Origin of the sequence: Scopulibacillus daqui (assembly GCF_016908855.1) — a bacterium.
Lineage (GTDB): Bacteria > Bacillota > Bacilli > Bacillales > Sporolactobacillaceae > Scopulibacillus_A > Scopulibacillus_A daqui.
The window spans coordinates 1-25,944 of sequence record NZ_JAFBER010000031.1 but is presented as its reverse complement, the minus strand read 5'-3'; the positions used below and the strand labels follow the sequence as shown (position 1 = coordinate 25,944).

Here is a 25,944-nt window from a genome sequence, read left to right as displayed (position 1 = left end):
CATATACACGCAACTCCTATCCTTCTCTTGTTTCGGGACAATTCAAGTGTAAAGGATTAAGGAGCTTGCGTGTATTTTTTTGTTTTAATTTTTCTTATACCCCAACAAATATTGTAGAGCCGATATTGATACTTCCTAGTAACCTCACGTAAAGAATAGTTACCGGAAAGATAATCTTTTATAGCAGCTAGCTTCAATTCCTTAGAATATTTTTCCATGTTGTAGATTCTTTAAGACCCTCGATACCATATTCACTAAAAACATATTTCCATTCAGAAATAGTTTTTACGTTCACCATATAAATTGAAGCTATTTGGGAGATCGTTTGATTGCCGGTCTCGCATGCTCTTAAAATTTCCAATTTTTTATCTACAGAATAAGATCTTTTAGACACAAAAACAGCTCCCCCCAGGTATCCAGATTTTATTTTTTAATCTGTCTACCTAAAGGGGAGCTTATTAGAACAATAGCCCGCTAACTATTACTAAGTTTGTGCAAGGGAATAATTTAGCAAAAAAGTCTTAACCCCGTAATAAACGCAACTAGACCTTTTAATACATATTTAGCTGTTTCATCCTCAAATGTTGGACTTTCCTTTACAGTTTTAACATATTCCCATGAAGAGGCATCGGGCTTATTTACCCTAACTTGTAAACTGCCATTTTGATTTGTTACATTGATAGTAGAAACATAAATAAATGTTATTTTCGAATATATTAAAATGTTAAAAAAACGCCGCTAAAAAACAAATAGGTCTTCGTTGTTTATCTACAATATAAAGTTTAAATGATATTTGTTCCTAGTTTTTGAAAATCACATCATATTGTCACACAAATTTACATATACACCTTGATATGAAAGGATTGTTTCACTTAAAGGGAAATGATGGAAGAATTATCGTTTGCATATTTTTGACAGTTTTAGGAATAATAGAGATAATATTACCTTCTTACTCACTTTTACATTACTCTCTTTTATTTTTATTATTAGCAATTATCGGTTTTACCGGGAAGAAGACAGTAATTGATAAAATATCTATTATTTCAGGAACTTTAGGCTTTTTGATATTCCTTGTTTTATTTTTTATTAAATTGTAAAAATAATTCCCAAGCTAAAGAAACAGCCAGGGTGTCATTCCTCGGCTGTTTTCTCTTATATCGCTTAGCCGCCCACCCTATAGTAGACTTTTTTATGTCCACTTTATAGGGGGGGCTTAGGTAAAAAAACGTCTTTTATTTAATTTTTAATTTTAACAAGCTGATTCCAATCAACCTGTTTAATGCTGCCTATTTCTTCTTTAGGATCTTTGTTGAAATGCATGATTCCCACTGCTTTTTCTTTCCCATTAACTTTTGGCCAGTCTGAATCAGCAACTACCGCAAACATATCGGTATAGACGCGTGCGTCACCAATAATAATATTACCCTTATATTTAAGGTCTGTGCCGTTTAACTTTATGTCTTTCTTTTGATCTTTTGCAAATAAGAGCCCGTTATGATCTGTTACATCCGGTAATGATGAAATTGCCTTCGTATCATTGCTGCTGTCAACTTCTTTTAAAAGCCCCTTCTTCATAAGCGCTTCAGCAGTTGATTTATCCATAACCATCATCTTTTTATCATTTGCCTTAGTGATTTTCACTTTATAAATATCACTGGATTTTAGTTCTGATTTATATTTCGCAATGCCATCTTGCACTTGTTTATGATCTCCATATAATATAATGCCGTTGGCTTTTGATGAAAAAGAACACCCAGCTAATGCGGATATTAAAAGTAATGCAGCAAACATCATTCCAACCATTCGTTTCATTTTTCCTCATCTCCTTTTATTTGATACTTTCATTTTAAAAGGAGATGGGAATAGTTAATATCGATTAAGATTACTTTTAGCTTACATTTTTGTAAGTAAAAAAAGTCTAACTCACAGGGGGGGGAAGGACGCTCCTAAAGGAAAATGCCGAATGAATGGCATCAGCTTTGAACCCTTTGGCCACATGAAGACATGCTGAAATAGAGGAGATAGAAAGGCCTCCATTTAATTCCATATTCACACATCTTCTCTCCGTTGCCTTAGAAGCTGTCCACCCATGTCTCAACGGCCATAAGCCTCCCCTCCCTTCGCCGGGTGCATCAAAGGGATGAAGGCCGGTTTTGCCAGAGCTCACGGATCTGTACCCTATGGCCGGCATCATCCGATTCTATTTTCGTGAATGTCCCTTCCTTTTTGTTCAAGTAACTTAAGGGAAGACATTATCATGTTTTGCTCCTCTTTTGAAAGTAAACTAAATATTTTATCCAGCTTACTTTCATCAAGGCAAGTATGCTTAACCAATACTTCACTGCCTTTTGGGGTTAAAGAAAGGACTGTTTTTCTTCTATCCTTATTATCCCTCTCTTTTTGAATGTATCCCTTTTTAATTAATCTTGAAACATGTTCAGATGCTGTATTGTGAGATATTTGGAGTTTCTCGGAAATTTCTTTGATGGTTACATATTCCCCATTTTTCACTTGTTGAAGAATCCGAACACCTCTGTGTGTTATATCCTCATTATAATCGTACCTTAAATAGAAATAAATTTGACTCCAGACTCTGTTAAGTTCACTTAATTCCAATTCAAATCTCTCCTAAAATTTCATTTACAAAAACAGACATACATCGTATAATACGATATATAAACATCGTGTTCCACGAAATTATATTACATAAATTAGGAGGTTCCCATTGAGCAGATTCTCGACTTTAAAAAATTATAACTTCCGATATTTCTTTTTTGCATCTTTGATTTCGATGTTTGGTGAAGGCATTTTTAATATCGCGATTATAGCCATAGTTTCAAAATATTCAGGGTCAGTTATGGCTTTAAGCTACATGTTTATTTTGACTATGCTTCCTTCTGTTTTTTTAGGGCCGATAACAGGTTATATTATTGATAAATTTAATAAAGCTTACATTTTAATGATTTGTTCATTAATGAGGTTTTTATTTATTATCGCTGTTCCTATTTTATCTTATTTTGGAATGAATTCAATTTGGATTATATATGCATCAATCTTACTCAGCTATATCATTTGGTATATGATTAGCCCTACAACAGAAAGCCTTATAAAAGAAATATTAAATGAAGATGAATATGTTCAAGGTACATCTTTTACACAGGCTGCCTGGCAAACTGGTTTGCTTATATCAGCAGTTCTTGCTGGTACGCTGCTTAAGTTTTTGGGCGATAATCATACTTTAATGATCACTTCAATCGTATATATACTGAGCGCCATCATTTATCTGAAAATACTAAGGTTAAAAAATAAAAAAAGTAGTCATGAAAAAGAAAAAGCGCCATCCCAACATTTATTTAAAGATATAAAAGAAGGATGGATTTATTTTAAAAGCGATAAAAAGCTAATGCTTATAGCCTTATCCGCATGCTCTGCCATTCCATTTTTTACTTCAATAAATATCATGATTGGGCCTTTTAACTATAAGGTCGTTAACGGTGATGATTTTTCTCTGGGTCTCATTGACAGTGCAGCAGGGATTGGAAGTTTTTTATCTGTCGGATTTTGTTTATGGATTTCGGAGAAAAAAAAATCATTAACTTACTTAATATTATCTTTTGTTTTCTTAACAATATCAATTATCCTATTTAGTCAATCTTCTTCAATTATAATGGCATTTCTTCTGTATATTGCTGTTGGACTATTTATTGGCAATGTGAAGGTTTTATCAAAATCTTTAATTTATACTATTGTTCATCATCAATTTGTCGGAAGAATCATGTCTTTGATTTCAATGCTGAGTCTATCGATAGGCATTATTTTGTCACTGTTTATAGGCTTTCTTGGAGGAATAAGCATTAAATTAACCTATTTATTTATCGGCTTGCTTATGTTTATACCAGCCGTATTCTTATTTTATTTAAAATTAAAAACACCAAAAGAAAGGGAGCTTAATAATGAAAAGAATATTATTTCTTGAAACAAACACAACCAGCACAGGTGCTCAAGCTATGAAATTATCAAAGGAAATGGGGTATCATGTTCACTTTTGGACAAATGATCCCTCTCAGTATGATTCGATTAAATATGACAATCCAACCGATTTAGCTGATGAAATAAAAGTAATCGATACCTATGATGCTGCAAAAATGATAAAAGCCATTAAAAATGAACAAATTCAATATCATGGTGTATTGGCCTTTGACGACTACCACTTAATGCCTGCTGCTGAAATTGCCAAAAAGCTTCATTTAAATGGTCATGAAACAAAAAGTCTATCCTTAGTGAGAAATAAGAATTTAATGCGGGATTATTTAAAAAACTTAATCGATAAATCTGGATTTTACCAGCCAAAATTCCAAACCATTAACGAAGATCACTCATCTCATTTATACAATGATAACTATGAGTTTCCTTTGGTATTTAAACCTATTGATGACAGCGGCAGCAATGGGGTTCGCATTTGCCATAATAAAAACGAGCTCATTGAGGCTTTTAATGTTGAAAAGGAAAGATTTTTGAATCCCAGAGGATATAAATTACAGAGGAGCTGGCTGGCTGAAGAATATATATCAGGAGACGAATATTCTGCTGAGATGCTGTATACAAAGGAAGGATGGAAACTGGTCTCAGTGACATTAAAAGAAACTTATGGAGAACATGCCATCGAGTCTGGCCATGTATCTTCCAAAAGCATCAAGCCTATACCTGATATAGAAGACCGGTGCATAAAATTATTAAATCTCTTTAACTTAGATTTTGGAGCCGCACATATTGAATTTAAATTAAAAGATAGCAAGCCTTATCTCATTGAAATTAACCCAAGACTAGCCGGTGATTATATACCTGCTTTAGTGAAAACTGCAACAGGTGTCGATATGGTTGAACATTTACTTAAGCAATCGTTGGGAATAGACGCAAAAATTAATTTTTCAACTGATGAATCAGCTGCAATAAAGTTCTTTATTCCCAAACGGCCAGGCATATATAAAAAGGCAGCAAATCTTAAAGAGATTATGAGTTATCAAGGCATTATTCAGATTGATACTGTTAATCTTCCGGTTCATTTCACTCAAGCGAAGAGCAGCTACGAAAGAATTGCTTTTGCAATAGCCAAAGCAAAGAGACCTGAAACCGCATTTAAAGCCGCTGAAAAAGCTATTTCTGATTTACGTTGGGATGTCTCATATTCAAACTGATGGAGGTTCAAATATACATGATTGACCTAAGAAGCGATACCCTAACAAAGCCTTGTAATGATAAAAGTCATGAAAACCACTGTTATTAAAATTATGTGATCATGATGGGTTAAAATTATTTCATTGGCTCCCTGATACAATCAGAATTGTTGTAAACAAACATGTTTCTAAAGAGGATATAGATAAGGCATATCGTATTATTAGCAAAAATGTAAAATTAATCAATACAGATATTGAAACTTTTGAATTCATTTAAACATGTCCATTCTCCTTTGTTAAGGTCGACGTGTCAGCGGAATAGTTAAATAATTTTAAATATACTTAGAACATAAGGGGATGTCCCAAAAGCAAAGCTTGAGGGACATCCACCGCATAAATCCCCAATTCCCGTGAACAGGAAGCGATTTTTTTCTTATAAAAAACTCTAATGTCAATTCGATAACACCTTTAATCTGTAAATGCATATGAGTAAGGTTTTCTGCAAAAATTAATATGGACCCCCATCTTTTAATGGCTGAAAGGGGGTGACGCATGCTTGAAACAAAACCTCAAAGATGAAAAGCCGCTTGAAACTGAAGAAAAGATCGGCAATATTTTTGAAGAAGAAGTGGATTTTCCAACCTATGTATATCTTAATACACCGATCATCCATGTTAATGATCAAAGCAAAGATGAATAAATTCCCGAAAAGGCACCGTATTTGCTGGTGCCTTTTCAATTATATTCTTACAAATCAGCAACGCTCTGATAATGGCTTTCACGGATATATTCAATCCAATTGATTGTTTCGCCGCAATCACTGCAATAGCCTTTAACAGTATAGCTTGCGCCTGTTCGCACCTCTTGTTTTGAAATATGCATCACATATTTTGTTTCTTTTTGGCATTTCCTGCAGTTTAACATCAGTGGTTTCATTTTATACGCCCTCTCTCTAGAAGCTTCTAATAAGAGTATGTGTATTTATTTGGAACCTTATCCATTATTATTGAGTGAAATGATCGCTATGATGAGAGGACACAGGTGTGTAAGTTTTTTCGTAGGTCGTTTTATTTTTCCATTTTTCCTTTACTTCAATATTTGGAGGCAAGTAGTAAGCGGACTCCCCTTTATAGTCCCCAAATATCTTTTTATAATAAAATTCGCACATTCGTGCATGATAAAGATATTTTTTATAATAATAATCAAGTCTGTTTTTTGGAGCCGGCGGGTAATGATGCGCGTTATGATAATAACCGTTCTTAGTATAATACATCCAAACCACCTCATTGTTATGGCTTCTACCCCAGTATATGTCCAATAGGTGAATTTTGCATGAGTTAAATCCCTAATTTATGCTTAACCCGATTCTAATCATCATAAAAAAATGAAGAGCCAAATGTTATTATCTGACTCTTCACCCTTTATATTGAACACTGTGTTTTTTATCTATTTTGGCTTCTATTTTTTCCAGAGCTTTTTCATCGTTTGAAATTTCCGACTTATTTTGTTTAATGAGGTCCTTTAATGAAAGTTTCTTCCTCATGATTTATGCACCACCTTTCCTAGTACTATTATACCATATACCACGATTACTTATTAAAAGAGTATGAATATTCTGTGACAATATCGCATATAAGCTCTTTGGAAGCAATTAACGAATAAAATTAAATTCACATTTTATTTAAAGGAGAGGTTATGGAATGGCTCAAAAACAACAACCAGATAGCACCAAAAAGTGATCCCCCTTTAACTTTGCGTTAAGGGGGATCATTTGCCGCTTCCTTCTAGCTATTTTCTTTCGGTCGAGAAGACAAGACTTCTTTTTTCAAAAACCAGCACAAGATGCATGCCATGATTGAAATAATAAATGAAACAAAATAGATATGCTGAAAGGCTTCTATATATAATATTTTTATTGTTGTAAATAAAGAGTCCGGGAGACCCTGAGGAATGCCTGCCGCGGCTAAATGGCCCATATTCTCCGACATACTTGCCGGAAGTTTGCCGCCCAACTCTCCTAATTTTGACGTAAGCGTTGATGACAACAGATTTCCGAAAATGCTGACGCCTACTGTTGCTCCAATCGATTGAAATAACGGAACAGTGGCTAAGGCAATGCCTTTATGCTCTTGTTCTACTGACTCCTGAACGATTAAATTATCACCGCCGAACATCGCGCCTAAGCCGAGCCCTGTAATAAAAAAGAAAATAATCATCTGTACGATTGTTGTATGAATCGTCATGTGAGCAAATAAATAGAAACCAATAACAGGCAGGATAAATGATATGCCAAATAATTCACGGTAACGAACCTTCGTTAATAAGAAACCGCAAGCCATCGATGAAATGACCGCGCCTACCATCATAGGCAGCGTTAAATAGCCGGCTTCCGTCGGCGTAAGCCCCAGGACATTTTGGGCAAAATACGGGAATGAAGAAAAAGCCCCCATCAGACCTACTCCGACCATAAATACGAGAAGAGATAACACTAATATATTGCGGTTCTTAAAAAGGTGCAAAGGTACAATCGGCTCTTTTGCTTTCGATTCTGCCCAAATGAAGATCCCAATTAATAAAATTCCCAAACAAAGAAGACCAATGATTAATGGGGAACCCCACGAATAACCTTCATTCTCAATTAAAACGGGTGTGATTAATAATGAAATAATCGCCGAGACTAAAAGAAACGCGCCTCTCCAATCAATGACGACCCTTTTGGTTTCTATGGTTTCCCGAAGTCCGATGATCAAACAAATGGCCGCAATAACGCCTACAGGAATATTTATAATGAAGATCCAATGCCAGCTTGCTTGGTCGACAAAATAACCGCCCATTAATGGCCCCAAGAGCATCGGAATAAACATAATCGGCCCCATTAAACCCTGCACTTTTGCACGCTGCTCAACCGGGAAAAGATCACCGGAAATTGTCATTGCCAAAGGCATTAAACCGCCGGCTCCAAGTCCCTGTATTCCCCTGCCGATGAGGAGCATCGTCATGGAATGGGATAGACCGCAGACGATCGATCCGCCGATAAACAAAGCCATTGAGATTAAATAGATGCGTTTCCTTCCATATAAATCAGCCAGTTTTCCTAATATAGGCATAAATGCTGATAAGGCTAACATATATACGCCTGCAACCCAACCGTATAATGATAATCCGCCAAGATCGCGAATGATTGTCGGCATAGCCGTATTAACAACTGTTTCGTCTAACTCCGAAAAAATCAAGCCAATGATCAAACCAATCATAACAATGATTTTATTGCTTTTAGCTTTTGCAGACTCAGCATCTTTGTTTAAAGTGTTTTCCATGTATCGAACCCTTTCTTATGTTTATGCACCAGCGGCTCCTGCTTTATCTATTTATAAACTGAATAAGAACGAACGGGGAGTTATTTAATATAAAACAAAAGCGGGCATTTTTCAATACTTGCTGCTCATAAAAATATGATTTAAATTTATAAGAAAAAAAGACCGGGAAACCCCAGTCTTTTTACTCAATGATGAATACATTTTATACCTGAAAGATCCGGTCAATTTCTTTTATTTCTTCATCTGTCAAATGAACCTCTAACGTCTTTAGATTGCCGAGAACTTGTGAAGCCCTCTTCGCTCCTGGTATGAGGACATCAATGGCATTCAAGGTTAAATACCAAGCGAGAACAACATGGGCGACTTCAGCATGTTTTGCCGAGGCCAATTGGCGCAGCCGGTCTACTTTTTCTAAGTTTTGTGCAAACACGTCTTTCTGGAAGTAAGGCAAATCTTTGCGCAAATCATTAAACACAGTATTTTTGTCATATTTGCCTGCTAATAATCCGGAGGCAAGCGGGAAGTAAGGGATAAAGGAAATGTTATGTTCCTGAGCATACGGCAGCAATTCCTGCTCAGCGCTGCGCTCCAGCAAGTTATATTCGCCTTGATATACATCGACATAGCCGTCTTTATTAGCTTCTTTTAGTTGATCAATTGAAAAGTTGGATACACCGATTGCTCTGATTTTCCCTTCATCCTTAAGTTCTTTTAAAGCTCCGACCGCTTCATCCTTAGGTGTATCTTCATCTGGAAAATGAATATAGTATAAGTCAATATAATCGGTTTGCAGACGTTTTAGACTATTTTCAACCTGCTGCTTTAAGAAACTTGGCGAGTTATCAAACACTTCTTTGTTTCCGACAAATTTATGAGCGCCCTTGGTTGCGATAACTGCTTCCTGACGATTGCCTCTTTCCTTCAGCACTTCGCCGATAAGTTCTTCTGAACGTTCAGGTCCATAAATAAAAGCGGTGTCTAAAAGATTAATGCCGTTATCCAATGCTTCGCGAACTAAATCTTTTCCTTGCTCCTCATCTAAGTTCGGATAAAGATTATGGCCGCCGACCGCATTTGTGCCAAGGCCAATTGGATTAACATATAGATCTGTTTTCCCTATGCGAGTTTTTTCTGCCATTTCCCCATCTCCTTTACAGAGTTTATTTTCTATTCTAACAAATGATTGAAAATCGTTGAAATAATCAGCTTTCACATTCAGAAGATCAACCGCTGAAAGCCTCAATTAACTTTTCAAGGGAAGTGTCTGCAAGGGATTCGAGTTTTTCATCTATATCCTCGAATGCCATATTTTGAGTTACATAATTTGGGACGACAACACAAAACATCCCCGCTCTTTTTGCCGCCAGCGCACCGTTTAAGGAATCTTCAAAAGCGATCGCTTCTTCAGGTTTAACACCAAAATATTCAAGGACTTTTAAGTATATTTCCGGGTCCGGCTTAGCATTTTTCACATCATCACCCGTGCATATGTATTCAAAATAATCCAGTATGCCTAATCTTTGCAAATGTCCAGCCGCCCATCCTTCATGCGAGCTTGTTGCTAAACCAATTCTGATGCCTAATTTTTGAGCTGTTTCAAGTATCGACTCCACCCCGGGCAAGATGTCTTCTTCCTCAATTAAATCGATAAATATTTTCTCTCTTTCTTGATAGAAAGCAGCTGCATCTATTGACTGTCCTGTCTGCTCTTCCAAATATTTTACAGCATCGAAACCGCCTCTTGCGCCGATGCATTTGCTCCACAGCTCAAACGGCAATTCTACGTGATATTTTTCATACATTTTTTGCATAGACCGAAAAGATTGTGTTTCTGTATCTAAAATTAACCCGTCAAAATCAAACACAATAGCTTTGATCATCCATAACAACCTCTCTTCGTTTGAACATGCTTTCCATGTTATTATTTCCAATCACCACCATTCTAGTTTAACAAAGAATAATGGTAAATAGTTAAATGATGCAAAATATAACCCCGGCTTATCCGGGGTTATATTTATTCTGGTTTCGAAGGAGAGGAAATGTTTGTTAGGGCTTCTCCTGCTTCATTTTGGTATTCATCTTGTGTTGCTAAGTCGCCGATTGAAATCATGCCTACCATTTGGTTGTTTTCAACAACCGGCAATCGGCGGATTTTATGTTGGGACATCATTTCTGCAGCCTCATGAACATCCATGTTAGAAGTTCCTGTAACAAGATTCTTGCTTGTCATACATTCAGCAACTGTTTTATTTAAATTGCCGTCTGCACTTGAACGCAATGTAATATCACGGTCAGTAAGCATTCCTTTTAATTGGCCATTTTCAACAACAGGCAGTGACCCGACATTATTTTGTTTCATCAGTTCTGCTGCCTCTTTAATGGATTGCTGAGGCGAAACCGAAATGACATTCCTATGCATAATGCTTCCAAGATTTTGTCCCATTTAATCAATGCCTCCCTTCAAAAGTTATTTTGACCTATTTGGAATTGAACCATCCAGCCTTTAAATAAGGAAATATTAATCATAAAGGAAGGATTTGCTTTTCATCTTAAAAAATTGTTGGCTAGTCTATTATTTTCCTGTATTCACTTTCTTGATGATGCTCCTCCGGTCAAAATAAATGCTTGAGGGATCAGTGCGTTTGGATTCTTCATAGGTGAAATGAATGCTGCGCCCATCACTGGTAGCGACAATGCTTCCTAACCGATCTGTACGGTAAGTTGGGACTTTTAAATACTTTAAGCGATTAATCACAGCCCTTTTCGGATATCCCCAAGGATTATGTCTGCCGACAGATATCACTGCAGCATCCGGATTGACTTTTTTCAGAAAAGGCAAGGTTGATCCCGTATCAGCACCATGATGACCTATTTTTATAATATTTGCTTTTACATTCATGCCTCTTGACAGAAGCTCAGTCTCGCTTTGCTCTCCGGCATCAGCCATCAGCAAAAAGCTATTCTTTTTATAAACTAATTTGAGAACATAACTGTAATCATTCATTGAATCATAACGGCCTTTCAACGGACCGACAATATTAATGGATATATTCGGCTCTACCTCAATTTTATTTCCGGCCTTCGCATTGAACACCATAATTTTCTCGTCTTTAATGGCTTGTCTCAATAATTTATAACTTCGCGTATTATTGGTTAAGTTTGGCATATAGAATGCCTTCACTTTAAAGTTATAAATAATATCAGGCATTGAACCGATATGATCATGATGCGGGTGAGTAGCGATTAACGCATCTAATGTCATAACACCATGGGATTTTAGATATTGGACAATTTTGGACCCCGACCGCATGTCTCCCGCATCAATCAGAATATTTTTTTGCTGCGGTGTTTGAATAAGAATGCAATCTGCCTGCCCAACATCAATAAAATGTACCCGCATGGGCTGTTCTTTAGCTGAAACGAGCCGCAGAGGAGTAAAAAACAGGATAACAGCCGTTATTATCATCACCCATTTTCCCACATTTTTCCACACCTTTGCCAAATGTTTGACCCACGGGTTTTAGCTCTTTTTGTTGTTAGGTTGCGATTAACAAACCGCCGCTATTCAATTTTTTGGCCAAATAAAAGTGGAGAAACCTGGGAGTTTCTCCACCAAAATCATATATCCCTTTAATTGGATACCGCCTCTTTTTGTTTAGAGAAAAAGTGCTTCATAGCATAATACACATCACGCTTTTGTTTTAAAATAAAATAGCGGAATTTATCATTCTTGATATCTTGATATGCATTCATTAATGTACTTTTTCGGTTATATGGATTAATTTCCCCATAACCAAAATAATTAGCAACTTCCATTAATTGTTTAACAAGATCGACACATCGTCTGTTATCTGAGGAAAGGTTATCGCCATCTGAAAAATGAAAAGGATAAATATTATACCTCGACGGAGGATAAGACGAATGGATAACTTCAAGCGCCTTATTGTAAGCTGATGAACAGATTGTTCCGCCGCTTTCGCCCTTTGAGAAAAATTCCTCTTCGGTTACGACTTTAGCCTCTGTATGATGAGCAATAAATTCGATATCGACGCTTTCGTATTTTGTTCTTAAAAATCGCGTCATCCAGAAAAAGAAGCTGCGGGCGATGTACTTTTCCCAAATCCCCATCGATCCGCTTGTATCCATTAAAGCTAAAACAACCGCTTTGCTTTCAGGTTTTCTGACTGTTTCCCATGTTTTAAAACGAAGGTCCTCTTCGCGAATTGGGTTGATCTGCGGCTTTCCTTCCATAGCATTGCGTTTAATTGCCGAAAGAATGGTTCTTCTTTTATCTATATTCCCCATTAAGCCTTTTTTGCGTATATCACGGTAATCTATATTATCTATCGTGAGGTCGGACTCCTGCTTTTGTTTAAGATCGGGCAGCTCCAATTCTTTAAAAAACATTTCTTCAATCTCTAACATTGAGACGTCTGCTTCATAATAATCAATCCCCGGACGTTCCCCGGCACCTTCTCCTTTTCCAGAACCTTTTTTGCCGAAATTTGGAGGCAATTTGCCAATAACGTCGCCGACTTGACTGTCACCGTCACCTTGGCCGACTTGTTTTGCTTTATCATAGTTAAATCGCAGCTTATATTCATCTAATGAACGAATTGGGATTCTTGTAATGCTGTTGCCGTTGGACATGATAATATTTTCTTCACTAATTAAATCAGGCAAATTATTTTTGATGGCCTCTTTTACCTTTTCAGTATGCCTTTGCTGATCTTGATAGCCTTTTCGATGCAAATCCCAGGACTCTTCGGATACTAAAAAGTTTTTCATGAAAGTTCCCTCCTTAAATTTACCCTAAAGCGCATGTTCAAAAAGCCGCAATCAATGTTTCCACTTTTCGAACAACCTTTATAAGGCACCTGTACAAAAATCAAAATATTTTGTCAGAGGGTTGATTACTTTATCTTATGCAAGCCAAGTCAAGATTTGCTTAGATTTTGAAATAAATAAAGATAATTGGATAAAAAGCCGCGATGTCAATAAATATTAAAAAAAGCCCTCTAAATGTCTTAGAGAGCTTGTCATTTTGGGGCTTTTCCTTCCTTATCTAGACGTCTTAATTATGTTTAAAATTAGTTTGCATCTCTGACAGCGGCCAATACCTAAGATTTACCTTGCCGACGATCTGATCTTCATCTACAAAGCCAAATACCCGGCTGTCGACACTGTCTCGACGATTATCGCCTAAAACAAAAACTTTTCCTTCAGGCACCCGCGTATGGCCCGTTAACCCCTGCAATGTAAAATCTTGTGTTAAATTGCCTGTAATGAGTTCGCTTTTATACTTGTCTAAATACGGTTCTTTAACCGGTTTATCATTCACATATAAAGTGTCATTTTTATAAGCAATTTTATCGCCCGGCAAGCCAATGACACGTTTCACATAGTCTTCATTTTTTGTGGCATGGAAAATGACAACATCGAAACGGTGAGGTTTGCTTATTTCATAATCCAATTTATTAACGATTAATCGATTGCCGTCTTGAAGCGTCGGCATCATCGATTGACCTTCAACGATATAATTAGTAAAAACAAAACCTCTGATTAAAAGAGCTATAATGACAGCAATAGCTAATGCTTTAATCCACTCAAATGCTTCACTTTTCTTGCGCTTTTTCATCTAGTTACCTCCATGGAAAGTCACTTTACTAATAAGAGTACATAATAATAGAGCATTTCACAAGCAATTGAATAAAACACAACATGATATTTATGTATAAAGGCTGTTCGACTCGCCAGATAATGGCTTTCGATATGTTTGAGCGGAGTGTTACGGAGGCAGAGGCACTCCCGCCGCGGATGGCGTGATTCGAAATTGCTCGTAAACGAGATAAGCACACCGAAGTGTGCTTATCGATTAAGAAGGCTCCCTACATATTTAAGTAATTCATTGGCTGATGTTGTAGTATAACCATATTCATCCACAAGTCTGGCAATAACTTCATTAATTCTCTTCAATTGGGTTTCATCAGGTGTTTTCGTAGAGGTTGTAATTTTGACAACATCTTTAAGGTCTGCGAACAATTTCTTTTGAATGGCCTCTCTTAAGCGCTCATGCGATTGATAATCAAACCGCTTCCCTTTTCTGGCATAAGCCGAAATTCTAATCAGTATTTCTTCACGAAATGCTTTTTTTGCATTTTCAGAAATACCAATTTGTTCTTCAATTGAACGCATGAGTTTTTCATCCGGATCAAGTTCTTCTCCCGTAATCGGATCGGTCATTTTATTTTTATTGCAAAATGCCTCGACATTATCAAGGTAATTATCCATCAAAGTTTTAGCGGATTCTTCAAATGAATAGACGAATGCCTTTTGGACTTCTTTCTTAGCCAGTTCATCGTATTCTTGACGCGCTAATGAAATAAAGTTCAAATACCTTTCTTTATCTTCTTTTGAAATAGACGCATGCTGGCCAAGTCCTTCCTTAATAGACCTGAGAATATCCAATGCATTGATTGAAGGCACATCTTTTTTAATAATAGCAGATGAAATGCGGTTAATGACATAGCGTGGATCAATGCCTGTCATGCCTTCATCTTGAAATTCATTTTTCAACTCTTGCAGATCTGCATTATTGAACCCTTCAACATTTTCTCCATCATACAATCTCATTTTCTTAATAAGATCAATGCCGCGGCTTTCCGACTCTTTCAGCCTTGTTAATACTGAAAAAATGGCCGCTGTTCTCAGGGCATGGGGCGCAATATGAACATCCATATCGCTTTCTTTAATCATTTTTTCATAAATACGTTCTTCGTCGCTGACTTTCAGATTATAAGGAATTGGCATAACGATAATCCTTGAATGAAGCGCTTCATTCTTCTTATTGCTTATAAAAGAACGGTATTCCGATTCATTGGTATGAGCGACAATGAGCTCATCGGCAGAAATAAGTGCAAATCTACCAGCTTTGAAATTTCCTTCTTGAGTAAGAGACAAAAGATGCCATAAAAACTTCTCATCACATTTTAACATCTCTTGAAATTCCATAATGCCGCGGTTAGCCTTATTCAACTCTCCATCAAAGCGGTATGCCCTGGGATCTGATTCAGAGCCATATTCGGCAATTGTCGAGAAATCAATGCTGCCTGTCAAATCAGCTATATCTTGAGACTTCGGATCCGACGGGCTGAAAGTGCCTATCCCTACCCGCTTATCTTCCGATAGAAAAATACGCTCGATGATAACATCTTCAATGCAGCCGCCGTATTCTTTTTCTAAGCGCATCGTATTAAGCGGTGATAGATTTCCTTCTATCTTTATCCCATATTCTTTATAAAAGTCTTCACGCAAATGATGCGGAATCAAATGTAACGGATCTTCATGCATCGGGCAGCCTTTAATCGCATAAATGGCGCCCTCATCTGTTCTTGAATAGGCTTCGAGCCCTCTCTTTAACATCGTTACAATAGTTGATTTACCGCCGCTTACGGGACCCATTAACAGCAGAATCCGTTTCCTGACGTCCAAACGTTTTGCCGCCGGATGGAAATATTCTTCAACAAGCCTTTCAATCGCATCTTCAAGACCAAAAATTTCTTTGTCAAAAAAATGATAATGCTTCTTACCGTCTTCTTCGGTTACTCCGGCAGATTTAATCATATTATAAACACGAGAATGCGCTGATTGCGCAATTTCTGGCCGTTCCTTCAACAACGCTAAATATTCCGCAAACGTACCTTCCCATTTCAGCTTCTCTTCGTCTCTACGGTGCTGTTTGATTTTACCAAGAAAGTCCATATAATCCCCCCAGAAGGTTATCAGCCAATATTAATACATCCTATGCAAGAGCCAAACAATGTTTTCATCTTTTTTCGTACAGGACACCCAACCTCTTCATAAATTAATAGAATTTTCAAACATATTATTTGATCTTAGTACATTTATAAGTACGCTTACAAAGATCACTTTTATGACTTAACAAAACCTGTTAAAATTTAATTTCACAAATAACAAACTTTTCTGTATAATCAAGATATGATAAGGTGAAAGAAAGGGGCTTGCTTCATGAAATTATTCTTTATTATATGTGTATCCATAGCATTCCTTGTCTCAATTTTCACTGCCGGTTATAATGATGCGCCTGATGCTCAAGAGTAAACATAGTAAGGAACCCCTCTTTTTTCAAAAAGAGGGGTTCCTTACTATATTGTCGTTATGGTATAAGTTCCCCGATCTGTTCTAATCAGAATGCGTCCTTGATCTGCAGATACTTTGTAAATATTCTCGATCGGAATGTCATACGATTGATAGGGCAGCGGCATGTTCCCATGCTCAAAAACGGTTTGGCCATTTCCGACCAGCTGTATTGAATGATCTGGAGTATAATCGTCAATAAAATGGTTTTCATCCATCTCAACGCGTTCCAGATTTAAAATGGTTTGATCAAGATCGCCATTTTCCTCTTTGGTAATTAAAATCCGTTGACCGCCCCACGAAGATAGTGATTGTTGGATTGCATTGATTTGATTTTTGTATCCGTTCAATACCATCACCTCAAGGCTATTATTTCTCAAAAAATAAAATTTATGACGGCGCTTATAGAAAAAAGCCTTTCCTTAAGCGCCGCGGCCAAAGGAAAAGCCTAATACTTAAAATCAGATGGCTGTTTTTAATGACTGCTTGATATCTTTATCATTATACAATCTGAAATTTACGGTTAAAGCATGTGGCAATGATAATAATGAAAAGTCCGATGCATAGGCAGAATAGACCGTTGATATGGATTTCAGGACCAAATGCCGGGATTAGACGAGATACTAAAAGAACATCAAATAAGAATAAACATGAAATCGAACCAACAATAATGCCGCTTTTAAACTTGCTGAACCTTTTGTAGACAGAAGACTTGAGCCACAAGAAAATCATCCAAACAGCGGCAAAAATAATTAAAAGGGACAATATGGTTTTTGCAGCTTCAGTGCCAATATATATTGGAGAAGATTTACTTTTAAATATTGAAAATATTAAATCTCCGACGCCAGAGATGATCATTATGTATCCGATGACCTTACAAGACAAATAAAAAATAAAAGCGGCTGCATTCTTAGTTTGTTCTTTAGGCAATTCCTCAATCATTTCATCACAAACAGTTTTAGGATCATCCCCAAAAACATCCTTTGCTGTTTTTCCTTCCGCCTGAGCATCTAACAGATGATTCAGCAATTCCATTAGAAGTTCTTCTGATTGTCGTTCGGAAAGAAAAAGATGGGTGCGAATATAAACAAGCATGTCATCATAATAAGCTTCATTCTCTTTCGTTAATTGCTTCCTCTTTTGGTTATTTAGCTTAATCAGTTCCTTTGTATTCATGGCTTAACCCCCATCGAATGATATTTTGCACAGGACCTTGAATACTTTCCCATTCCCGTAAAAAATCAGCTAACGCCTGTTGACCTTTCTCAGTAAGATGATAATATTTTCGTTTGGGTCCAGACGGGGAATCCTTCATTTCGCCACAGATGAGTTTTTCTTTTTGCAGCCGTAATAAAATCGGATAAATGGAGCCTTCACTAACATCATTTAATCCAAAATGCTGTAATTTTAACGATAATTCATAACCGTAGACTGATTCGCGGTGAATGATCGCCAATATCACCCCTTCAAGAATCCCTTTTAATAATTGACTTCTCAATTTCATTTTGTCCGCATCCTTATACTAATTTGCATTACAAGATACTGCAGTTTAAAAATAGCTATCTTGCAACACATGATAGCTATTTTTATTATAACAAGCTTATTTTTGAGTGACAAGGTTTTAGTTATACAGCAATTATATTAGAGTCCCATAAAATGAAATTGGATCTTAAAACATATCCAAAGTAACGAAGGGCCAATATATTTTTGATTAAAAGAAGGAATTGTTTGCAGGCATTAACGAAATTACTCTTAAATAAAAAAGATAATGGTGGGATTAAAATGAAGGTTATCGGTCTTATCGGAGGAATGAGTTGGGAATCTTCTGTTGAATATTACCGGATTATTAACGAAGAGGTGAAAAGAAGATTAGGAGGATTGCACTCAGCAAAATGTCTTTTATACAGCGTCGATTTTGATGAAATTGAACGTTGCCAATCAGAGGGCGATTGGAAAAAAGCCGGTGAAGTATTAGGCCGAGCTGCACGTTCTTTGGAAAAAGGAGGAGCAGACTTTATCGTCATTTGCACTAACACCATGCACAAAGTTATAAGTGATATCCAGGCAAAAATCGATATCCCCATTTTGCATATAGCGGATGCTGCAGCAGCTCAAATCAAAAAGAAAGGCATTCGTTCTGTTGGACTGCTTGGTACAACATACACAATGGAACAAGATTTTTATAAATCACGTTTGGAGTTAAATGGGATAAAGGTTATAGTCCCAAATGACAGTGAAAGAGAACTTGTAAACAGAGTGATTTATGAAGAGTTATGTCTGGGTAAGATTCATCAAAAATCAAGAGATTCCTACAAAAAGATTATCCGAGGTTTAGTGGAAGCTGGCGCTAAAGGGATCGTATTAGGCTGTACCGAAATTGGATTGTTGGTAAAGCCGGAAGATTCCGAAGTTCCCTTATTTGATACAACCTGCATACATGCTATTGAAGCTGTAAATATGTCTCTAAAAGATAATACGGTTTAAAATCAGCTTCTCTTTCCTGCTTTAATGCCTAATTATATAAGAATTTTTAGAAGAACGACAAACCGATTCTCCTTTTAGAGCAAAGGGGAATCGGTTCTTAATTGGCTGCAGACATTTGGTTCATTATTCGAGAAGCCGCTTAGGGGCTGAAGCAGAACGCTTCTATGGCCCTATGAAAGGCCTGGATAATTCTGCTGTCTTAAAGCCTCGAACACCATGACGGCTGCTGTATTTGATAGATTTAATGACCGCATGACTTTAGACATAGGCAATCTCAAAAGGCGGTCCTTATTCGCTTCTCTGACTTCATCCGGCAAACCGTTCGTTTCTCTGCCAAAGACAAAGAAGTAGTCTTTCGATTGATCACTGTAGTCAAAAGCAGTATGGGGTTTCTTACCGAATTTGGTTAAGTAAAAATATTCTCCTTCAGGATATCTTTCATACAATTCATCTAATGAGTCGTAGTAGTTAATATCCACATGCTGCCAATAATCTAATCCTGCACGCTTTAACATTTTATCATCAGTCGAAAAGCCCAACGGACGTATGAGATGAAGTTTCGTATTCGTTCCTGCACAAGTTCTTGCAATATTTCCCGTATTAGACGGTATTTCTGGTTGATAAAGAACGACATGTAATCCCATTTGCAGAGCACCTCTAATATCTTAGTTTATCCGTATTATTATATCATTAAAAAAATGGGTTATAAAAGTTTTTAATCAGGAAAATGGAAAAAGTTGTACCTGATATTTGATGTCCAGGCAGTTGAATCTTCGTAGGACCAATAACGGTGTCTTGAATTTGTTGTATGGGCATTGACAAGCGGCATGCCGTAAGCATCTTTTTCTGTTACAAATGTTGTATGATCCCATTTGCCGTCTCCCTCGAAATCATAACAAATCACATCGCCCGGAACAAGTTGTTCAGGCTTTTCAACGGCGACGGCTCCCAAATGATTATTCGATTGATTTAAATATAATCTCAGGGCATTTGCGACCGTCCAGCTGTAACTCCAACTCTTTCCTTCATACCACCATCCTGATGTTTTATTATATTTCCCTTTCATTGGCGCTCCTCCGGCATAAATGCATTGCGAGACATAGTTCGTACAGTCAACATCAAATCCTTGAAATTCAGGATTAAAACTGTTCCACCATTGGTCAGCATACTTAACCGCTCTGAGCCGATTATACTTAAAGCCCTTATCCCGTTTGGCAAGCATCGTCATACTTTTTGAATCAGCTTCATTATTTGAAGCTTCGCTGACTTTTATTCTGTCCATAATCAGCTTGCCGTCTTCAAAAATAGCTTGCCTCTCTTCTAAATGTTCTTCAACATAAAAATGATTTTTTTGTTTGATGAGCCATTTTAGGTGGCTGATATAATTAACTTTTTTTTCGTCTTTAAATTTATGAATGCCCGTCAGCCGGCCATTTACAATGCTTTTTACAATCTCTGCTTTTCTCTCTTGCAGCTGCTGCTTTTTTCTAATAATTGCCCCCCGCTCTGCATCCGTTATGACGTGATAGCGATCATAGGCTTTGTCAACCCAAAATTCGCCAGTCTTTTTTAGATGGCTTTTTAGTTCGCTTAACCACTTCATGGCAATGTACCCGCCCTTCGTAAATACTTCACTAACCTCTCTATTTTTATAAAATATGTTTCAAAGGCTTGTTGGTATGTTAAAGAAAAAACCATATGATGAACATTTAAGAAAAATCCCTGTTGATCCCAGCTTATGTAAAAAAAGAAGCACGCTTTTCTTTTTTGCGTGCTTAATCATTAGTTATTTAAATACCTTTGCTCATGTTCCAGTAATATTTGTTTTTTATCTAAACCCCCGCCGTAGCCAATTAAACAGCCGCTGGATCCAATGACTCTATGGCAAGGTATCACAATCGAAATAGGATTCTTGTTGTTGGCGCCGCCGACAGCTCTGACCGCTTTTGGGTTGCCGATAGCTTCGGCGATGTCTTTGTAAGTTTTGGTCTCGCCGTAGCCAATATCTTGTAAGGCCTGCCATACTTTGATTTGAAAGGGGGTGCCTTTTAGATACAGAGGCAGGTCAAATGATTTTCTTTCTCCCGCAAAATATTCTGCCAGCTGGCAAGCGGCTTCCCTAGTATAGTCTGAGTCCTTCTTAATTTCATTATAAATCATGTTTTTCTTAGCCCAAGTTTGAATCTTAGGATACGTCGTTTCCAAATCGCCAAATTCGATATTGCATACTCCCTCTGGATGACAGGCGATGGTTATCATTCCTGCCGGAGTATCCATATCATCAACATAAATATAAGGTTTCTTAACCATATTACCCCTTCTCAACTCTCCGTCTCCCCGTTCACGGTTTCCATTTTCTTTATCTTTTTAAGGAGAAGATTGATTTCCTTTCTAATGTACGCTTCTTTCTCATATGAAACGGCTTGATTAAGCCCTTCTTTTATTTGTAAGATGCTTTCTTCAGAGCAGCAGGGGATCATTTGTTTGAGCGACCATATAGCGCTGCTTCGTATAACTGGTCTTGGGTCGTTTTTTGCCAAATCGATAAGATCGGGAATGGCACTCGTCTCTTTGTAGTTTCCAAGAGCAATGACTGCATTGCGCTGAATCGGCTTCTTCCCGCGCCAAGACCCTGCCATAAACCCGTAACGCTCTTTGAACTCGCGGTTTGTTATTGTCAAAAGCGGTTTAAGGAGCGGTTTGACCAGCATTGGATCGGGTTCCATTTCTTCATGAAGATGATGATCCATTCCTCTATTATACGGACAAACCTGCTGACACGTGTCACACCCATAAAGCCTGTTCCCTATTGCTTTTCGATATGATTCGGGAATATCCTGCTTTGTTTGTGTTAAAAATGCGATACATTTATTTGCATTTAATTGACCGCCTTGAACAAGAGCATCTGTTGGACAATGGTCAACACATAAATTGCATGATCCGCATAAGTTTTCAACTGGCTGGTCAGGTTCAAAAGGAATATTGGTAATCATTTCGCCAAGATATACATAGGAACCAAATTCTTTAGTAATTAAATTTGTATTTTTTCCTGACCAGCCAATACCCGCACGTTCCGCTACAGCGCGATCAGACAGTTCTCCAGTATCGACCATCGATTTTATTTTAGCTTCAGGAATAAATTCTTTAATATAAGCTTCCAGCTTATTTAGACGGTCTTTTAGTATATGATGGTAGTCTAACCCCCACGAAGCACGAGAAAATGCCCCCCGCCGCTGTCCTTTTTTGTTTGCGGGCTTCTCTTGCATTTTTGACGGGTAGGCTACAGCAATCGCAATAATCGATTGCGCTCCTTCCAAAAGCTTGCTCGGTTCTGTCCGTTTCTCAATATCCTTCTCTTCGAAGCCTGATTGATAACCAAGCGCCTGTTGTTGATAAAGCCTGGCTTTCAATGATTCAAAAGGAGCAGCTGTCGTAAATCCAATTTTATCGATGCCAATGTCGCGGCTATATTCAATTAATTTATTCTTCAAGTTATTTATATTCATGATGATCACCCTTTGAATCTGTATAGCCAACCCATCATTTATGGTAAAATTAATTCAAAAGCCGGTTGATCTTTTATATGCATTAAAAAATAAAATGAGGTGATTCTTATGCACCCCGTTGAAATAAGCAATTCAATTAAAGAAAAATGCCCGTCTTTACATATAGGCATGATCACTTATAATGATATCGTGGTTAGTGAATTACCGCAAATGCTAAAGGGGCGGTTTCAGCTTTTTTATGAGGAAATAATGCTGGGATTAGAGGAAAAAGGTGTTACAGATATTGACGGTGTAGCAGAATGGCGAAGCACTTTCAAAACTTTGGGCACCGACCCTTCACGTTATCGCCCTTCACACGAAGCCTTATTTCGGCGACTCAAAAAAGGACAAAGATTGCCTTACATTCATTCGGCAGCCGATATCAATAATTTCTTTTCATTAAAATTTGAAATCCCGCTCGGCATTTATGATCTGAACCGCATTAACGGTGATGTTATATTAACTATCGGCAATGAAAACGACCAATACGAAGGCATTAACGGCCGGATGATGTCGATGAAGGATAAACTGCTGACTGCAGATGATCACGGTGCTTTTGGCAGTCCAATTGTTGATTCTAAGAAAACAATGGTGACAAACCAAACAACCAACGCCCTGCAAATCGTTTATTTTAGACCTTCAACAGCAGATGAGGAGAAAACCGCAATAATTAATGAAATAACGGCCATGTTCACCCACATTCACGGCGGAGAAGCCTCATGCCGAATAATTAATTAATATAAGGAGTGTATTCATTTGGCAAACACAGACAAATTCAGCGTCGACTACTTTAAAGAAGCGCTTCGCGTCCATATTGAAAAGAGTAAAGATGTCCTTAACCCGACTCAAGCGGCTAATAGTTATTATCGTTCAGTTGTGTCGACAATTATCCATGATAACCTTAATAAAAATTTTGAGCTCGTCCGCCGGATCAGGAATTTGGATGAAGCTTACAATGAAATAAAAGCTGAGTATCAAAAATAAATGATATAAAGATAAAGACCAAGAGTGCTTCAAGACTCTTGGTCGTCTGTTTTTTCGCCTAATTTTTTGTCGCCCGAAACCCGGCTTGTTCTGCGGCTTTTTCTGTCGCAAAACATTTTTCTGCCTTAGTGATTTTGTAAAACCTATCGTTTGGCAAATGATAGATTTTCTCGCCGCGGCTGGAAATATTCCCCTTGATTTCTCCGTCACAGTTCCCGTTTTTGTCTGGTTCAAATGAAGATTCACGCGGCGCCGATTGAGGCTTTCCTGCTCTGTTTTTATTGCTTTTGATTACTTCTGGATGATAGCCGTCTTTTCTCGCATAATTCTCAATTGACCATATGCCGATCCCTTTTCTCTGTGCTTCCTTTTGAATGGCACGATATTCATCGACATATTTTGTATTAGGCGGATAAACATAGGCTACCCTCGCTAGCCCGCGCTTCAGAAGTTCTTCTTCTACAGATTGTCCATCTATGTATACATAGGCAAGCAGTCTGCCATATTTATCGCGTCCTCCGCCAAGCCCCAATTCAAGATCGACTGTTTTTCCATCTAATAAATGGTGTGTCAATTGACTGGCTTCCGGACCATAGGGTTGAACCCCGAGGCGCGGATGATGAGTTTCAGGCGTATCCACTAATAATAACCTGACCGTTTCCTCTTTTCCATTCAAGCGGACTTTGATTGTGTCACCGTCAATGACTTTAATCACTTTTGCGCTGACCAGTTTTCTCTGGGATTGGTCCGATTTATCGGCAGACACTTTTGCGCTTTGTGAATCATTGCCGGTATGAGAATTTGAAGCTGACGGTACAGCACAGCCAGCAGGCAAAAATAATAAACAGCAGCATGCAGCTGCTTTAATGATTAACTGATTCAATAGCATCACCTTTATCATAATAAAAATCTTGTATTCTACTATTTTAGCAAAATGGAAGAGAGTTTTTTATATTGAGCGATTTATCGTGTCATTAATCTAACCCCATAATAATATGATACAGATAGGAGCACACTGGAGGTGAAGCTGTGGCAGTTGTATCTGCAAATTCTTCAGATATTGCGCTTTTGGCAAGATTGCTTAGAGCCGAAGCTGAAGGCGAAGGCACCGTTGGCATGATGCTCGTTGGGAATGTAGGCATTAACCGGATTAGGGCAAATTGTTCTGATTTTAAAGGAATCCGAACGATCCCGCAAATGATCTATCAGCCGCATGCGTTCGAGGCGGTTATACATGGCTACTTTTATCAAAGGGCAAGGGAAAACGAAAAGCGATTAGCCCGTAAAGCAATTAACGGCGTCAAGCATTGGCCGGCAAAATATAGCCTTTGGTACTTTAAGCCGCCCGGCAATTGCCCATCACGGTGGTATAATCAGCCGTTAGTCGGCCGCTACAAGTCGCACTGTTTTTATGAACCCACTGCTGAAACTTGCCAAAATGTTTACAATACCTTTTAATGTGAAAACAGCCGTTGTGAAATATAACGGCTGTTTTTAGATTAACTTTAATAAGTTTCCTCTCAACTAACGGCATTAATGAATTGCCCGTTAAAGCGCCCGACTTTAGTTTATGTAGTGCCTGTTTTATCGGTGCTTTCGCCTTTATTATCGTGCTTCGGCGATCTTTCAAAAGCCCCGGCTATGAAGTAATTGCCGTATTCATCTTGATAAGGCAGCCCTCTATAATCCGCGTATCTTACATGCATACGATGGTTGCACACATGACAATTAACATAGATTGTACCGCTGCGAATAAAATGCTTGCCGCGATGACCGCATCCATCACTATCGCAAATATAAAACAGTTGGTAGTGTGTTTCGTTATTTCTAATCTTCACACCCGTATATGGGAAAAATTCTGATATTGGATGATGAAGTCCCATTTTATCAGATTTTAAAGCTTGATAGCCATCCTTCATTTTTTCAAGTTCATACTTATCCTCATTCGCTTTAACATCTGGACCATGATTAATAAAATTCAGACATTCAAAAAAGATTCGAGACTGTATATCGTCTGATTGGTCCTCCATTTCAATCTCGACTTTCCTATCTCCATTTTCAAGTTTAATTTTTAGCTTGCTCAAAAGCAGACAACCCCTTAAGATACTGTTCCATATATTATAACATTATTTATATTTTTGTTAAGCTGACGGGTGCAGGTTAGGACAAGAATTAGTGATACAATAAAAAAGGTTCTACGTCAAATGTTGGGGTAGGAGTAATAGCTTCTACTCCTTAACCCAACTGATATCCCGTTGATTTATATTGATGATGTAATAATAT

The 25,944-nt window shown here is 37.6% G+C and carries 30 protein-coding genes; 7 read left to right on the top strand and 23 right to left on the bottom strand.

Annotated elements, in window-relative coordinates; all coding sequences use genetic code 11:
* Positions 1-193 precede the first annotated feature (193 nt).
* The 3 genes from JOD45_RS15045 to JOD45_RS15035 form a co-directional block, all read right to left on the bottom strand.
* Entirely contained in the window at positions 194-394 is a 201-nt protein-coding gene (locus JOD45_RS15045; RefSeq protein ID WP_205004733.1) for a helix-turn-helix domain-containing protein, read from the bottom strand.
* An 842-nt stretch (positions 395-1,236) separates the two neighbouring features.
* Positions 1,237-1,812 (bottom strand): lipoprotein BA_5634 family protein, encoded by a 576-nt coding sequence (locus JOD45_RS15040; RefSeq protein WP_205004732.1) that lies wholly within the window; start codon positions 1,810-1,812, stop codon positions 1,237-1,239.
* A gap of 378 nt (positions 1,813-2,190) precedes the next feature.
* Positions 2,191-2,616: a MarR family winged helix-turn-helix transcriptional regulator gene (locus tag JOD45_RS15035; protein WP_205004731.1), complete on the bottom strand. Its 426-nt coding sequence runs from the start codon at positions 2,614-2,616 to the stop codon at positions 2,191-2,193.
* Between the two features lie 109 nt (positions 2,617-2,725).
* Here JOD45_RS15035 and JOD45_RS15030 point away from each other — a divergent pair, with 109 nt between their 5' ends.
* The 3 genes from JOD45_RS15030 (at position 2,726) to JOD45_RS15020 (ending at position 5,874) form a co-directional block, all read left to right on the top strand.
* On the top strand, positions 2,726-3,976 hold the full coding sequence (locus JOD45_RS15030; protein WP_205004730.1) for an MFS transporter: 1,251 nt from the start codon (positions 2,726-2,728) through the stop codon (positions 3,974-3,976).
* On the top strand, positions 3,954-5,195 hold the full coding sequence (locus JOD45_RS15025) for an ATP-grasp domain-containing protein (protein ID WP_205004729.1): 1,242 nt from the start codon (positions 3,954-3,956) through the stop codon (positions 5,193-5,195). Before JOD45_RS15030 ends, JOD45_RS15025 begins: the two co-directional genes overlap by 23 nt.
* Positions 5,196-5,730: 535 nt before the next feature.
* Entirely contained in the window at positions 5,731-5,874 is a 144-nt protein-coding gene (locus tag JOD45_RS15020; protein WP_205004728.1) for a hypothetical protein, read from the top strand.
* Positions 5,875-5,921: 47 nt separating this feature from the next.
* On the opposite strand, the gene JOD45_RS15015 is transcribed toward JOD45_RS15020, so the two are convergent.
* From JOD45_RS15015 to JOD45_RS14950, 14 genes are all read right to left on the bottom strand, one after another.
* On the bottom strand, positions 5,922-6,110 hold the full coding sequence (locus JOD45_RS15015) for a hypothetical protein (RefSeq protein WP_205004727.1): 189 nt from the start codon (positions 6,108-6,110) through the stop codon (positions 5,922-5,924).
* 67 nt (positions 6,111-6,177) lie between these two features.
* Entirely contained in the window at positions 6,178-6,447 is a 270-nt protein-coding gene (locus tag JOD45_RS15010; protein WP_205004726.1) for a hypothetical protein, read from the bottom strand.
* A gap of 141 nt (positions 6,448-6,588) precedes the next feature.
* Positions 6,589-6,717 carry an FbpB family small basic protein gene (locus tag JOD45_RS15005; RefSeq protein WP_205004725.1) on the bottom strand — a complete coding sequence of 43 codons (129 nt, stop codon included), beginning with the start codon at positions 6,715-6,717 and terminating at the stop codon, positions 6,589-6,591.
* 241 nt (positions 6,718-6,958) lie between these two features.
* Positions 6,959-8,491, bottom strand: a complete 1,533-nt coding sequence (locus JOD45_RS15000; protein ID WP_205004724.1) for an MDR family MFS transporter — start codon at positions 8,489-8,491, stop codon at positions 6,959-6,961.
* Between the two features lie 202 nt (positions 8,492-8,693).
* On the bottom strand, positions 8,694-9,629 hold the full coding sequence (locus tag JOD45_RS14995; RefSeq protein ID WP_205004723.1) for an aldo/keto reductase: 936 nt from the start codon (positions 9,627-9,629) through the stop codon (positions 8,694-8,696).
* Positions 9,630-9,714: 85 nt separating this feature from the next.
* On the bottom strand, positions 9,715-10,371 hold the full coding sequence (locus JOD45_RS14990) for an HAD family hydrolase (protein WP_205004722.1): 657 nt from the start codon (positions 10,369-10,371) through the stop codon (positions 9,715-9,717).
* 134 nt (positions 10,372-10,505) lie between these two features.
* Positions 10,506-10,934 carry a CBS domain-containing protein gene (locus JOD45_RS14985; protein ID WP_205004721.1) on the bottom strand — a complete coding sequence of 143 codons (429 nt, stop codon included), beginning with the start codon at positions 10,932-10,934 and terminating at the stop codon, positions 10,506-10,508.
* 129 nt (positions 10,935-11,063) lie between these two features.
* Positions 11,064-11,972 (bottom strand): MBL fold metallo-hydrolase, encoded by a 909-nt coding sequence (locus tag JOD45_RS14980; protein WP_205004720.1) that lies wholly within the window; start codon positions 11,970-11,972, stop codon positions 11,064-11,066.
* Between the two features lie 149 nt (positions 11,973-12,121).
* Positions 12,122-13,279, bottom strand: a complete 1,158-nt coding sequence (gene yhbH, locus JOD45_RS14975) for a sporulation protein YhbH (RefSeq protein WP_205004719.1) — start codon at positions 13,277-13,279, stop codon at positions 12,122-12,124.
* Positions 13,280-13,565: 286 nt separating this feature from the next.
* Entirely contained in the window at positions 13,566-14,129 is a 564-nt protein-coding gene (lepB, locus tag JOD45_RS14970; protein WP_205004718.1) for a signal peptidase I, read from the bottom strand.
* A 230-nt stretch (positions 14,130-14,359) separates the two neighbouring features.
* Entirely contained in the window at positions 14,360-16,252 is a 1,893-nt protein-coding gene (locus JOD45_RS14965) for a PrkA family serine protein kinase (RefSeq protein WP_205004717.1), read from the bottom strand.
* Positions 16,253-16,656: 404 nt separating this feature from the next.
* Positions 16,657-17,028 (bottom strand): protein YmzB, encoded by a 372-nt coding sequence (gene ymzB / locus JOD45_RS14960; protein WP_205004716.1) that lies wholly within the window; start codon positions 17,026-17,028, stop codon positions 16,657-16,659.
* 121 nt (positions 17,029-17,149) lie between these two features.
* Positions 17,150-17,824: a DUF1129 family protein gene (locus tag JOD45_RS14955; protein WP_205004715.1), complete on the bottom strand. Its 675-nt coding sequence runs from the start codon at positions 17,822-17,824 to the stop codon at positions 17,150-17,152.
* Positions 17,802-18,152: a PadR family transcriptional regulator gene (locus tag JOD45_RS14950; protein WP_205004714.1), complete on the bottom strand. Its 351-nt coding sequence runs from the start codon at positions 18,150-18,152 to the stop codon at positions 17,802-17,804. Before JOD45_RS14950 ends, JOD45_RS14955 begins: the two co-directional genes overlap by 23 nt.
* Positions 18,153-18,430: 278 nt before the next feature.
* Here JOD45_RS14950 and JOD45_RS14945 point away from each other — a divergent pair, with 278 nt between their 5' ends.
* Positions 18,431-19,132, top strand: a complete 702-nt coding sequence (locus JOD45_RS14945) for an aspartate/glutamate racemase family protein (RefSeq protein ID WP_205004735.1) — start codon at positions 18,431-18,433, stop codon at positions 19,130-19,132.
* Between the two features lie 170 nt (positions 19,133-19,302).
* On the opposite strand, the gene trmL is transcribed toward JOD45_RS14945, so the two are convergent.
* The 4 genes from trmL to queG form a co-directional block, all read right to left on the bottom strand.
* On the bottom strand, positions 19,303-19,776 hold the full coding sequence (trmL, locus tag JOD45_RS14940; RefSeq protein ID WP_205004713.1) for a tRNA (uridine(34)/cytosine(34)/5-carboxymethylaminomethyluridine(34)-2'-O)-methyltransferase TrmL: 474 nt from the start codon (positions 19,774-19,776) through the stop codon (positions 19,303-19,305).
* Between the two features lie 71 nt (positions 19,777-19,847).
* Positions 19,848-20,735, bottom strand: a complete 888-nt coding sequence (locus JOD45_RS14935; protein WP_205004712.1) for an amidase domain-containing protein — start codon at positions 20,733-20,735, stop codon at positions 19,848-19,850.
* A gap of 179 nt (positions 20,736-20,914) precedes the next feature.
* Positions 20,915-21,442 carry a methylated-DNA--[protein]-cysteine S-methyltransferase gene (locus JOD45_RS14930; protein ID WP_205004711.1) on the bottom strand — a complete coding sequence of 176 codons (528 nt, stop codon included), beginning with the start codon at positions 21,440-21,442 and terminating at the stop codon, positions 20,915-20,917.
* Between the two features lie 11 nt (positions 21,443-21,453).
* On the bottom strand, positions 21,454-22,638 hold the full coding sequence (gene queG / locus JOD45_RS14925) for a tRNA epoxyqueuosine(34) reductase QueG (RefSeq protein ID WP_205004710.1): 1,185 nt from the start codon (positions 22,636-22,638) through the stop codon (positions 21,454-21,456).
* 108 nt (positions 22,639-22,746) lie between these two features.
* Between queG and JOD45_RS14920 the strand changes: the two genes are divergently transcribed.
* Together JOD45_RS14920 and yvfG are read left to right on the top strand one after the other, a co-directional pair.
* Entirely contained in the window at positions 22,747-23,415 is a 669-nt protein-coding gene (locus JOD45_RS14920; RefSeq protein WP_205004709.1) for a B3/B4 domain-containing protein, read from the top strand.
* Between the two features lie 18 nt (positions 23,416-23,433).
* Positions 23,434-23,661, top strand: a complete 228-nt coding sequence (yvfG, locus tag JOD45_RS14915; protein ID WP_205004708.1) for a protein YvfG — start codon at positions 23,434-23,436, stop codon at positions 23,659-23,661.
* Between the two features lie 58 nt (positions 23,662-23,719).
* Here yvfG and JOD45_RS14910 read toward each other — a convergent pair whose 3' ends face one another.
* Complete coding sequence (locus JOD45_RS14910) at positions 23,720-24,562, bottom strand: thermonuclease family protein (protein WP_239549309.1); 843 nt, start codon at positions 24,560-24,562, stop codon at positions 23,720-23,722.
* Between the two features lie 128 nt (positions 24,563-24,690).
* Between JOD45_RS14910 and JOD45_RS14905 the strand changes: the two genes are divergently transcribed.
* Positions 24,691-25,119: a cell wall hydrolase gene (locus JOD45_RS14905; protein WP_205004707.1), complete on the top strand. Its 429-nt coding sequence runs from the start codon at positions 24,691-24,693 to the stop codon at positions 25,117-25,119.
* Positions 25,120-25,229: 110 nt separating this feature from the next.
* Here the strand turns inward: JOD45_RS14905 and JOD45_RS14900 are convergent, their stop codons facing one another.
* Positions 25,230-25,745 (bottom strand): hypothetical protein, encoded by a 516-nt coding sequence (locus tag JOD45_RS14900; RefSeq protein ID WP_205004706.1) that lies wholly within the window; start codon positions 25,743-25,745, stop codon positions 25,230-25,232.
* Between the last annotated feature and the right edge of the window lie 199 nt (positions 25,746-25,944).

Excerpts from the sequence above, each read along its gene's own strand:
- JOD45_RS15005 (WP_205004725.1), bottom strand. The coding sequence starts at position 6,717 with ATGAGGAAGAAACTTTCATTAAAGGACCTCATTAAACAAAATAAGTCG.
- JOD45_RS14945 (WP_205004735.1), top strand. The coding sequence starts at position 18,431 with ATGAAGGTTATCGGTCTTATCGGAGGAATGAGTTGGGAATCTTCTGTT.
- JOD45_RS15025 (WP_205004729.1), top strand. The coding sequence starts at position 3,954 with ATGAAAAGAATATTATTTCTTGAAACAAACACAACCAGCACAGGTGCT.
- JOD45_RS14930 (WP_205004711.1), bottom strand. The coding sequence starts at position 21,442 with ATGGTTAAGAAACCTTATATTTATGTTGATGATATGGATACTCCGGCA.
- yhbH (WP_205004719.1), bottom strand. The coding sequence starts at position 13,279 with ATGAAAAACTTTTTAGTATCCGAAGAGTCCTGGGATTTGCATCGAAAA.
- JOD45_RS15040 (WP_205004732.1), bottom strand. The coding sequence starts at position 1,812 with ATGAAACGAATGGTTGGAATGATGTTTGCTGCATTACTTTTAATATCC.
- JOD45_RS15000 (WP_205004724.1), bottom strand. The coding sequence starts at position 8,491 with ATGGAAAACACTTTAAACAAAGATGCTGAGTCTGCAAAAGCTAAAAGC.
- JOD45_RS14965 (WP_205004717.1), bottom strand. The coding sequence starts at position 16,252 with ATGGACTTTCTTGGTAAAATCAAACAGCACCGTAGAGACGAAGAGAAG.
- JOD45_RS14935 (WP_205004712.1), bottom strand. The coding sequence starts at position 20,735 with ATGAAGTGGTTAAGCGAACTAAAAAGCCATCTAAAAAAGACTGGCGAA.
- lepB (WP_205004718.1), bottom strand. The coding sequence starts at position 14,129 with ATGAAAAAGCGCAAGAAAAGTGAAGCATTTGAGTGGATTAAAGCATTA.
- JOD45_RS14985 (WP_205004721.1), bottom strand. The coding sequence starts at position 10,934 with ATGGGACAAAATCTTGGAAGCATTATGCATAGGAATGTCATTTCGGTT.
- JOD45_RS14990 (WP_205004722.1), bottom strand. The coding sequence starts at position 10,371 with ATGATCAAAGCTATTGTGTTTGATTTTGACGGGTTAATTTTAGATACA.
- JOD45_RS14950 (WP_205004714.1), bottom strand. The coding sequence starts at position 18,152 with ATGAAATTGAGAAGTCAATTATTAAAAGGGATTCTTGAAGGGGTGATA.
- trmL (WP_205004713.1), bottom strand. The coding sequence starts at position 19,776 with ATGGGATTACATGTCGTTCTTTATCAACCAGAAATACCGTCTAATACG.
- JOD45_RS14955 (WP_205004715.1), bottom strand. The coding sequence starts at position 17,824 with ATGAATACAAAGGAACTGATTAAGCTAAATAACCAAAAGAGGAAGCAA.
- JOD45_RS15010 (WP_205004726.1), bottom strand. The coding sequence starts at position 6,447 with ATGTATTATACTAAGAACGGTTATTATCATAACGCGCATCATTACCCG.
- JOD45_RS14920 (WP_205004709.1), top strand. The coding sequence starts at position 22,747 with ATGCACCCCGTTGAAATAAGCAATTCAATTAAAGAAAAATGCCCGTCT.
- JOD45_RS14910 (WP_239549309.1), bottom strand. The coding sequence starts at position 24,562 with ATGATAAAGGTGATGCTATTGAATCAGTTAATCATTAAAGCAGCTGCA.
- JOD45_RS15015 (WP_205004727.1), bottom strand. The coding sequence starts at position 6,110 with ATGAAACCACTGATGTTAAACTGCAGGAAATGCCAAAAAGAAACAAAA.
- queG (WP_205004710.1), bottom strand. The coding sequence starts at position 22,638 with ATGAATATAAATAACTTGAAGAATAAATTAATTGAATATAGCCGCGAC.
- JOD45_RS14995 (WP_205004723.1), bottom strand. The coding sequence starts at position 9,629 with ATGGCAGAAAAAACTCGCATAGGGAAAACAGATCTATATGTTAATCCA.